We start from the raw sequence: 9,735 nt of genomic DNA, 5'->3' as shown, positions 1-9,735 counted from the left end.
GGCGTGAAGTGCTTGGTGGCGAAGTTGTGGGCCATGACGTATTCCAGAACGAAGACCCCACAATTCAGCCGCAGATCGATCGCATCAAAGCGTTGGCGAACGCACCTGATTACATCCAGATGTGCACCTTCAATCCGGGTGGCGCCAGTGCCATTAAACAGCTCCGCGCTGCTGGCATCGATACGCCAATCGGCAACGGCAGCTCCATGAGCGGCACCTATTGGCTCGACGCCGTACCCGATCTGAGCGGTCACTATGTGCCCGAGCAGGCTTCGATCTACGGTGACGATCCGCGTCAGGCCGTTTTGGATTTCAACGAGAAGTTCAAAGCCAAATATGGTGAGTATCCGAACAGCCAGTACACCTATCCTGGCTATGTGGTATTCGAGATGTGGGCCAAGGCCGTGGAGAAGGCTGGTACGTTCGAATCCGATGCCGTCGTTGAGGCCTTAGAGTCCTTCGTCAACGAGCCTGTTCTCGTCGGCACACGGACCTTCACCAAGACTCTGCACCATCAGGCGCAGGCTCCGTACCTGATGATCGAGACCACCAACGGCCAGCCGGCCGTTGCGGGTAGCTGGACGATTTCCCAGGCGGTCCCGATGGATGTGTTGTTTGGCAAGCGCTACGAGTACATCGCGCGCTAAATAAGCAGATCTAGAAAAACTAATCGCCCCGCTGGAGACGGCGGGGCGATTTTATTATGGCAAAGTATGAGGTCGTCGGTATTTCTTAACCGGGTGGCGGCAAGGCGGGCTCGGCGCCGTCGGGCAGCGGCACACCATGCTCGTTCAAGGTCATGGCGATCATGCAGTAATAGCCAATCAGGCAGGTCAGCTCGACCATGCCGGCTTTACCGAAAAATCCCAGCGCGGTTTGATAGGTTTCGTCGCTGGCGTGCCGATTGCTGAGCAACTCGCGCGTATAAGCATGGATCGCGGCTTCATCGGCATTAACGAAATTCGGCGCTTCACCGGTGCGGACCGCCTCAATGATGTCCTCCGCCAAGCCGCCGGCGCGCGCTTCTTTTTCATGAAAGTGCCACTCATAAGAGGCGTTCCAATGCTTGGCCGTGGTCAGCACGGCAAGCTCGCTGAGGCGCGCGGCAAGGCTGGTTTCATAGCGCAAAAAGACGCCGAGACGCTGCGCTCGGTCGGCCAGTTTGGGACTGTGCATCAGCATCATGAAGAGATCGAGCACGGCGCCGCGCCGGCCCGCCTTGATGTCGTCATAAACCTGTCGTTGATCGGCGTCGAGTTCGTCTTCCTTAGGTAACGGTATGCGACTCACAGTCGTCTCCTTCAGTTGTGGTTGCGGATTTTAGTCGAGCCCGCTTCGCCGGCGATCGGCGGAACAAACTGCAAATCCATGTCCCACGGAAAAAAGATCCAGGTGTCCTGGCTAACCTCGGTGATATAGCTGTCGACCAACGGCTTGCCCAACGGTTTGGCATACAGGCAGGCGAGATGGGCCTTGGGCAGCATTTGGCGCACGACGCGCGCGGTTTTTCCGGTGTCGACCAGATCGTCAACGATCAGCCAGCCCTCGCCGTCGCCTTCAAGCCCCTTGATGACGGTAACTTCCGATTGGTCCTGATGTTCGTAGGACGCCATGCAGATGGTATCTACTAGGCGAATATCCAATTCCCGCGCCACGATCGCGGCCGGCACGAGGCCACCGCGGGTAATCGAGGCGATTCCTTTAAATGGCCCGAGTTCCGCCAGTCGCCAAGCCAATGCCCGTCCGTCGCGGTGTAATTGATCCCAGGATACCGGGAAGCCCTTATTGAAACCGTCTGCCATGTTGTACGCCTCTATCTATGTCTCTTATTTGTCGTGCAAATGTCGCGCGATAGGCCGTGTTAGGACTAGGTTTAACGCAGGAGAGCGCCAACACAAACAGGCGCTTGCCGGAGCCAGGTTTCGCCGTTCTGACGATAGTAAAGCTCAGTAAAATTTTGGTGTTAACTTCATGTGCAATCCAAAATCTAATATCGATTTATTTACATGTTTTTCAATGAATTCCCGGCACTTCTTAAAATATCGTAGAATTGTAATTCAAGCACAAAGTAAATTTCATTACTACGCTTGCTATGTTGTATGAGTTTTATTTGCGAAAATCTGTAATAAATAAATTATTAACACTGTAAACAGAAAATTATTTTCATAATCAACATTTTGTTGATACTTGCGGCTGAGCTATAGTGATATCTCTATCGGCAGGATTCGCACCCCCCATCTGAACATCGTGGGGAATTGGAGCGTCGCATTATGAGTAAGCAAAATGATGAAATCGGCACCGTATCTTCGGTAATCTCCGCGGATACAGGGCGCAACGATGCGGGACAAACGTGATCAGCCCCACTTGAGTGGTCCAGTTTGAATGTTAGTGGATGTCCGGCTTTTGGTACATCGGAACGATGGTTTCCGGAGCCGGTGGGCGGTAGCCCAAAGCACTGTGCGCAGAGCCTGTCCGGTTAACTGTGTAAGCGGCCATGATGTAAACTCCGAAGAGGGCGATTCAAAACATGGCTATCAAGCAAGAGATTATCGACGAACTTTCATCCGATTATACGACCCCGGAAGACCTTTTGGGCGGCGCCGGGCTTTTCAAGGAATTGAAGAAGGCGCTTTTGGAGCGGGCGTTGAACGCAGAGTTGAGCGACCATCTTGGCTACGAGAAGGTCGATCCGAAGGGCAAGCAAAACGCCGATTCGCGCAACGGCCACGGGTCGAAGCGGATCACGGGCGAGGACGGGGAGATGGCGATTTCGGTCCCGCGCGACCGCGACGCCAGTTTCGAGCCTCGGATCGTGAAGAAGGGCCAGCGGCGCTTCGAGGGTTTCGATGACAAGATCATTTCGATGTACGCGCGCGGCATGTCGGTGCGCGAGATCCGGGGTCACCTGGAGGAGCTTTACGGGGTTGAGGTGTCGCCGGATTTGATCTCGCGGGTTACCGACGAGGTGATGGAGGAGGTCCGCGACTGGCAAGGCCGGCCCTTGGACGAAGTCTACCCGGTGATCATCTTCGACGCGTTGCGGGTTAAAATCCGCGACGAGGGCGTGGCGCGCAACAAGGCGGTGTATCTGGCGCTGGGCTTCACGATCGAGGGCCACAAGGAGGTCCTGGGTCTGTGGATCGAGCAAACCGAGGGCGCGAAGTTCTGGCTGCGGGTGATGAACGAGCTCCGGAACCGGGGCGTCCATGATGTCTTCATCGCCGTGGTCGATGGGCTGAAAGGGTTTCCCGAGGCGATCAACGCGGTGTTCCCCGAAACCACCGTGCAGACCTGCATCGTTCACATGATCCGCCATTCCCTGGCCTATGTGGGGTGGAAGGAGCGCAAGCTGATGGCCGCCGATCTGAAGCGGATTTACCGTGCGGAAAACGCCGAGGCGGCGGCCTTGCGCCTAGATGAGTTTGAAGAAAAATGGGGCGATAAATTCCCGCCCATCGGCCAATCGTGGCGGCGCAACTGGGAACAGATCATCCCGTTCTTCGCTTACCCCGAAGCGGTCCGCAAGATCATCTACACGACCAACGCCATCGAGAGCCTGAATATGAGCCTGCGCAAGATCATCAAGAACCGGGGCCACTTTCCCAGCGACGACGCCGCTGCGAAGCTGCTCTATCTGGCCTTGCGCAACATCGCCAAAAAGTGGACCCTGCCCGCCAGGACATGGAAACAGGCGTTAAACCAGTTCGCTATCTTGTTCCAAGATCGATTTCCGTCTTCAATATATTGAAGACGGAAAGGTATGAACCGGTCGTTTACACGGAAGAACGGACACTACCGCAGGCCGAGACAAAGGCAGAAGCCGGAAAAGCCTTTGATCTGTTCGTCAAAATGTATGAACCAAAATACCCGAAGGCTACCATCTGTCTGCAAAAAGACCGTGACGAGATGATGGCTTTCTACGACTTCCCGGCGCAGCACTGGCAGAGCATTCGGACCAGCAATCCCATTGAATCGACTTTTGGGACCATCTGTCATCGCACCAGGCGATCAAAAGGGTGCCTCTCGCGTGACGGCATGCTGCACATGATGTTCAAACTCGGTCAGTGTGCGGAAAAGAGATGGAGACGATTACGCGGCTTCGACTACTTGACCAAGGTAATAACAGGGGTAAAGTTCAAAGACGGTGTTGAGGTAACAGAGATTGATCTGGTCGCCGCTTGATTCAGGGGCCAAAACACCACTTTTGGCAATAACTCGCGTTGTCGCGGTCTCCACCATAATGGGCGGGCTGGTGTTCCAGGGCGCCGTCATCGCAATGCCCAAATTGTTTGAAGAGGGGCTCGGATCGCTTGCCGATTCAATCCTCGGTGTTGGCCTCCTGGTCTCCCTGGTGATCGGCATTTCGGCATTCGGGAAAATCATCGTGGGCCATCTGATCGACAGAATGCGCATCAAATATGTGTGGATCGGCATGCTGTTTGTCCAGGTACCGCTGCTCGCCGTGATCGGCATGACCTCCGAAGCCGGCATGCTGATTGTGACCTTCGTGGCGATGCTCATGATCATCGGCGAGGTACCGATTGCAGACACATTGGTGGCTCGCCACACCGATGACGCGTGGCGCTCGCGTATCTATGGCGTGAAGTTTCTGTTTGGCCTCAGCGCGTCAGCCCTGGCGGTGCCTCTCGTTGCTTTCCTGCATGGTTCCGGCGGTGGATTTATTTGGCTGTTTCTCATTCTTGCCGCGATGGCCTTGGTCATTGGCATCGCGGTGTTTTGGCTGCCGGGCAGCGCCCGCCCATCGTCGGCGGCGCTTTCTGAAACGCCTCAAGCGCTCTGAGGTGCCTATGATCTCTCTTTTCGTGCGGCAAAACTTTGCGAATGTTGATGGCGGCGAGATGAACAACGAGACGGTTCTGCGGCTTTTCCCGGTATCGGCATGGATCGCGGCAATCTTTGCCGTATGGTGTTTGTGGCCTGGACAGCATATAGCGCTCGCCGATAGTGGCGTGCTCACCGATTCAGCCAGCATGCGGACCAGCTTCAGCCACCCGCTCATCGGGTTGAACGCTGAGCAGCAGGCGCAGTTTTCTCATGGTGCCGCAATTTTCCGTCAGAGTTGGTTCGCCACGATCGAAGGCGGTGACGGCGGCGCAGATGACAGCGATGACGCGGGCGACCCATCGTTTGTCGGGCTCGGCCCCACATTTGAGGCGAAGGCCTGTGCTGCCTGTCATGTGCGCGCAGGTCGCGGCCGCCCGCCGCTGCGCCAGGGCGAGGCCCTGAGTTCTCTCCTGATCCGCCTGAGCAATCCTGGCGTCGGTGAGCATGGCGAACCACGCCCGCATCCGGCTTATGGAGACCAGTTGCAGGGCAGGGCTATTCCTGGTGTGCCGCCGGAGGGCCGGCTGTTTGTCGAATACAACCCCGAGCCAGGGCAATATGGCGAGGGCACGCCCTATCAGCTGCGCCGCCCGGTTTACGTATTTTACCGCATGACCTTCCTCCAATTGGGCGATCCGGCCATGCACTCGCCGCGCATCGCTTCGGCCTTGCCGGGCGTCGGCTTGCTGGAAGCGATTTCGGAAAGCGATATTCTCGCTCGGGCCGACGCCGAAGACGCGGACGGCGACGGCATCTCCGGACGGCCCAATCATGTGTGGGACCCGCTAAATAAATCCCACAGCCTCGGTCGTTTCGGCTGGAAAGCCAATCAGGCTGGCTTGGTGCAACAGGCCGCCGGTGCCGCGTTCGGCGATATGGGGCTGACCTCTACCCTGCATCCTGGGCCAACCTGCCCACCGCCGCAGCGCGCCTGCCTGGCAGCCTCAGCGGCCACAGATATCCCAGAACTCAGCGATGAAAGGTTGGCGGCGCTCACCGCCTATTTGCGCTATCTCGCGCCACCGGCCCGCCACGGGCAGGAGAACCCGGCTGTGCGGCGCGGTGAAAAGCTGTTTGCGTCTGCCGGTTGCGCGGCCTGTCATACGCCGACAGCTCGCACCGCAAAGAACGCCGTGCCGGCGCTCTCAGAGCGCGACATCACGCCCTACAGCGATCTTCTATTGCATGATATGGGGCAGGGCCTCGCCGACGGACGGCCCGATTTCGAAGCGGATGGGCGTGAATGGCGCACCCCTCCGCTGTGGGGCCTGAGCTCGCTCGAAGCGGTGAACGGGCATAAATTTTTGCTGCATGACGGCCGCGCCCGGGGCATCGCCGAAGCCATCCTCTGGCATGGCGGCGAGGCGCTAGCGGCCAGAGAAGGCTTCCGCACCATGGCGGTGGAGAAGCGCCGCGATTTGATCGATTTTTTGCGCTCGCTTTAGTCGGCGGCGTCGGCGCGCGCTGCTTTTTTGCGCGCATGCGGGTCTAGCAGACGTTTGCGGATACGCACTGATTTGGGCGTTACTTCGACCAATTCATCGATATCGATATAGGCGATGGCCTGTTCCAACGACATGCGGCGCGGCGTGGTCAAACGCACCGCTTCGTCCGTGCCCGAGGCGCGGACATTGGTCAATTGTTTGGCTTTGAGGGGATTGACGATCAAATCACTGCCGCGCGTGTGCTGGCCGATCACCATGCCGACATAGATCGATTCTCCGGCGCCGATGAACATGGGGCCGCGTTCCTCCAAATTCCACAGCGCGAAGGCCACTGATTTGCCCTGCGCGCTGGAAACCAACACGCCCGTACGGCGGCTCGATATTTCCCCTTTATGTGGCACGTATGAATGATAGATGCGGTTCATCACCGCGCTGCCATGAGTCGACGTCAACAGCTCGCCGTTATAACCAATCAATCCGCGCGATGGCGCATGGAACATCAGGCGCGTGCGTCCGCCGCCGGACGGGCGCATATCCATCAGCTCACCACGCCGCACGCTGACGCCCTCAACCACGGCGCCGACATATTGGTCATCGACATCGATCTGCACTTCTTCGACGGGCTCCAACATCGCGTCGGTTTCTGGGTCGGTGCGCATCAATACCCTCGGTCGCCCAATGCACATCTCAAAGCCTTCGCGGCGCATGGTTTCGATCAGCACGCCGAGTTGCAGCTCGCCCCGGCCGGCGACTTCAAAAGAGTCCCTGCCGTCTCCCTCGGTCACCCGGATGGAAATATTACTTTCTGCTTCGCGCAGGAGCCGGTCGCGAATTTCACGCGACGTCAGACGGTTGCCCTCTTGGCCCGCCAACGGTGAATCATTGGCCAGGAAACTTACCGCCAACGTCGGCGGGTCGACCGGTTCTGACGGCATTGCTACGGTCACTGCGATATCGGCGAGGGTATCCGCCACCGTGGCACGCCCAAAACCGGCCACGGCCACGATATCGCCAGCAGTAGCCTCTTCAACGGCCGTTCGTTTGAGGCCACGAAAGGCGAGCAACTTAGTGACACGAGTTTCTTCGATGACCTCGCCGTCGCTGTTAAGGGCGCGGATTTTGGTATTAGGGCGGATCACGCCGGAATGTATGCGCCCGGTGAGGACACGCCCCAAGAATGGATCGGCCTCAAGCGTCGTTACCAACATGACAAAGGGTGCGTCCAGCTCGGCGACAGGCGGCGGCACATGCTTTACGACGGTTTCGAACAGCGCCGTGAGATCCTGACGCGGACCGTCCGGCTCCAGGTCGGCCCAGCCTTCTTTCGCCGAGGCGAACAGCACGGGAAAATCAAGCTGCTCCTCGTCGGCGTCGAGCGCGGAAAACAGATCGAATACTTCCTCATGGGCTTGCCACGGCCGCGCGTCGGGGCGGTCGACTTTGTTGATGACGACGATCGGCCTGAGGCCGAGCCCGAGCGCCTTGGCGAGCACGAATTTGGTCTGCGGCATCGGGCCGTCGGCGGCATCAACCAGCACCAACACGCCATCCACCATCGATAGGATGCGCTCCACCTCGGCGCCAAAATCCGCATGGCCCGGCGTATCGACGATATTAATGCGCAGATCGCGCCACGCGACTGACGTGCATTTCGATAGGATGGTGATGCCGCGCTCGCGTTCCAGATCGCCGGAATCAAGGGCGCGTTCGACGACGCGCTGGTTGGCGCGCAGGGTGCCGCTTTGCATGAGTAGGGAGTCAACCAGGGTAGTCTTGCCATGGTCAACATGAGCGATAATCGCGATATTTCTTAAATTCATGCCCGCATATGGCAGTACACGCGCTGCGTTGCAACGTCCAAGCGTTCCGGCTAGGCTATTTATTATCTATTTCTTGTTCTGTGGACGCGGCAATTTGCGCGCGTGGCTGGCCGAACGGCGGATCGGACCGGCTCTTGGCGGCGGAATATCTCATTCGAGTACAGGGTGCGGCGGCACTCCCTTAAATCTTCGGATTCTTATATATAGATCGGCAAGCTGGCGGATTTTCGCCAGTCTGAGGAGAGTCCCGCATCGTGATATTTGCGCCGAACGCCAGGCTGGTTTCATTTGCAACTATAGCCTTGGCCGCACTCATTCTTACAGTCAGCGTGGCCGCTATGCGCCCGGCACAGGCCGGCGATGTACTGGCCTTTGCCGCCGCCAGCACCACCGAGGCCCTCACCGAAGCGGCGGAGAGATTTGCCCGCGCCGGGCATGGCCGGGTACGCGGCGTTTTCGCCGGTTCTTCCATCCTCGCTAAACAGATTGAGAATGGCGCACCGGCTGATATCTATCTCTCCGCTAATCCCGCTTGGATGGATTATCTCGCTGAACGCGGCCATATCGGCCGCGCCACGCGGCGTGATTTGCTGGCTAATAGCTTGGTCTTGATCGCGCCGGCCGACAGCCCCGCCAGCGGTGTTTTTAACGTTGAAACGGATATCGCCGCGGCGCTCGGCGACAGGCGTCTTGCGCTTGCCGATCCCGATCATGTACCGGCCGGTATCTATGCCCGCCAGGCGCTTGAAGCACTCGGCCTCTGGCCGGTACTCGAAAACCGCCTCATTCGCGTCGCTGATGTGCGTGTGGCGCTCCATTTGGTGGCGCGCGATGAGGCGCCGCTCGGCATCGTTTATGCCAGCGACGCGAACGCCTTTGACGGCGTACGCGTCGCTGCGGTAATCGCCCAGGACCAGCACGCGCCGATACGCTATCCGATTGCACTGGTCACCGGGCGCGACAATCCCGTGGCACGTAAATTCCTCGAATTTCTCGCCACGCCAGAGATCGCGGCACTGTTTCGCCGTCACGGCTTCGCGTTGCCATGAGAATGCCATGTTCGCCTTGAGCGCGCTTGAAAGCGAGGCCGTCCTGCTCAGCCTCCGGGTTGCGTTTTGGTCGGTTCTGATCAGCCTGCCGGTAGCTATCGCGGTGGCCTGGCTGTTGGCGCGCAAACGCTTTCCCGGCCACCTCTTTTTGAACGGCTTGGTCCATTTGCCACTGGTCGTGCCGCCGGTTGTGGTCGGCTATCTGTTGCTTCTCCTATTGGGGCGCAACGGCGCCATGGGCGCTTGGTTGTGGGATTGGTTCGGCATCACGGTCGCCTTTACCTGGCGCGGCGCGGCAGTGGCATCGGCGGTGATGGCCTTTCCTCTCATGGTGCGCGCCATCCGTCTCTCCTTGGAGAATGTGGATGTACGGCTTGAAGCCGCCGCGCGCACCTTGGGCGCGCCGCCACTTTGGGTTTTCGCTACCATCAGCTTGCCGTTGATGGCGCCAGGCATTTTGACCGGCGCGATGCTTGCATTCGCGCGCGGCTTCGGTGAATTCGGCGCCACCATCACCTTTGTCTCGAACATCCCCGGTGAAACCCGCACGCTTCAGATCGCGCTTTACAGCCTGAT

General features: G+C 58.5%; 10 protein-coding genes. 7 read left to right on the top strand and 3 right to left on the bottom strand.

The genetic code is table 11. From position 1 onward, the window contains the following. A partial coding sequence (locus O3A94_16590; protein MDA1357870.1) for an ABC transporter substrate-binding protein occupies window positions 1-647 on the top strand: 647 nt, incomplete at its 5' end. Window positions 648-732: 85 nt separating this feature from the next. On the opposite strand, the gene O3A94_16585 is transcribed toward O3A94_16590, so the two are convergent. Both O3A94_16585 and gpt read right to left on the bottom strand, forming a co-directional pair. Continuing rightward, window positions 733-1,290: a carboxymuconolactone decarboxylase family protein gene (locus O3A94_16585; protein ID MDA1357869.1), complete on the bottom strand. Its 558-nt coding sequence runs from the start codon at window positions 1,288-1,290 to the stop codon at window positions 733-735. An 11-nt stretch (window positions 1,291-1,301) separates the two neighbouring features. After that, window positions 1,302-1,802, bottom strand: coding sequence for a xanthine phosphoribosyltransferase (gene gpt / locus O3A94_16580; protein ID MDA1357868.1), 501 nt, complete (start codon window positions 1,800-1,802; stop codon window positions 1,302-1,304). Between the two features lie 725 nt (window positions 1,803-2,527). Here gpt and O3A94_16575 point away from each other — a divergent pair. From O3A94_16575 to O3A94_16560, 4 genes are read left to right on the top strand one after another with little or no spacing between them, the layout of a single operon-like run. Continuing rightward, complete coding sequence (locus tag O3A94_16575; protein MDA1357867.1) at window positions 2,528-3,748, top strand: IS256 family transposase; 1,221 nt, start codon at window positions 2,528-2,530, stop codon at window positions 3,746-3,748. Then, window positions 3,682-4,182, top strand: coding sequence for a transposase (locus O3A94_16570; protein ID MDA1357866.1), 501 nt, complete (start codon window positions 3,682-3,684; stop codon window positions 4,180-4,182). Before O3A94_16575 ends, O3A94_16570 begins: the two co-directional genes overlap by 67 nt. Window positions 4,183-4,204: 22 nt before the next feature. Continuing rightward, window positions 4,205-4,801, top strand: a complete 597-nt coding sequence (locus O3A94_16565; GenBank protein MDA1357865.1) for an MFS transporter — start codon at window positions 4,205-4,207, stop codon at window positions 4,799-4,801. Between the two features lie 7 nt (window positions 4,802-4,808). After that, a complete protein-coding gene (locus tag O3A94_16560; protein ID MDA1357864.1) occupies window positions 4,809-6,290 on the top strand; it encodes a c-type cytochrome in 1,482 nt (493 codons plus the stop codon). Here O3A94_16560 and typA read toward each other — a convergent pair. Beyond that, entirely contained in the window at window positions 6,287-8,110 is a 1,824-nt protein-coding gene (gene typA, locus O3A94_16555; GenBank protein ID MDA1357863.1) for a translational GTPase TypA, read from the bottom strand. The two genes, O3A94_16560 and typA, sit on opposite strands and share 4 nt — an antisense overlap. Window positions 8,111-8,412: 302 nt before the next feature. Between typA and modA the strand changes: the two genes are divergently transcribed. Together modA and modB are read left to right on the top strand one after the other, a co-directional pair. Beyond that, window positions 8,413-9,159: a molybdate ABC transporter substrate-binding protein gene (gene modA, locus O3A94_16550; protein ID MDA1357862.1), complete on the top strand. Its 747-nt coding sequence runs from the start codon at window positions 8,413-8,415 to the stop codon at window positions 9,157-9,159. Window positions 9,160-9,166: 7 nt separating this feature from the next. Beyond that, window positions 9,167-9,735: molybdate ABC transporter permease subunit (modB, locus tag O3A94_16545; protein ID MDA1357861.1), on the top strand; the 569-nt coding region annotated here is incomplete at its 3' end.

The sequence above is a fragment of the Pseudomonadota bacterium genome (assembly GCA_027624955.1).
Classification (GTDB): Bacteria; Pseudomonadota; Alphaproteobacteria; order UBA828; family UBA828; genus PTKB01.
Note: the sequence above shows the minus strand (reverse complement) of the source record. Positions and strands in the feature narration are given on the sequence as shown.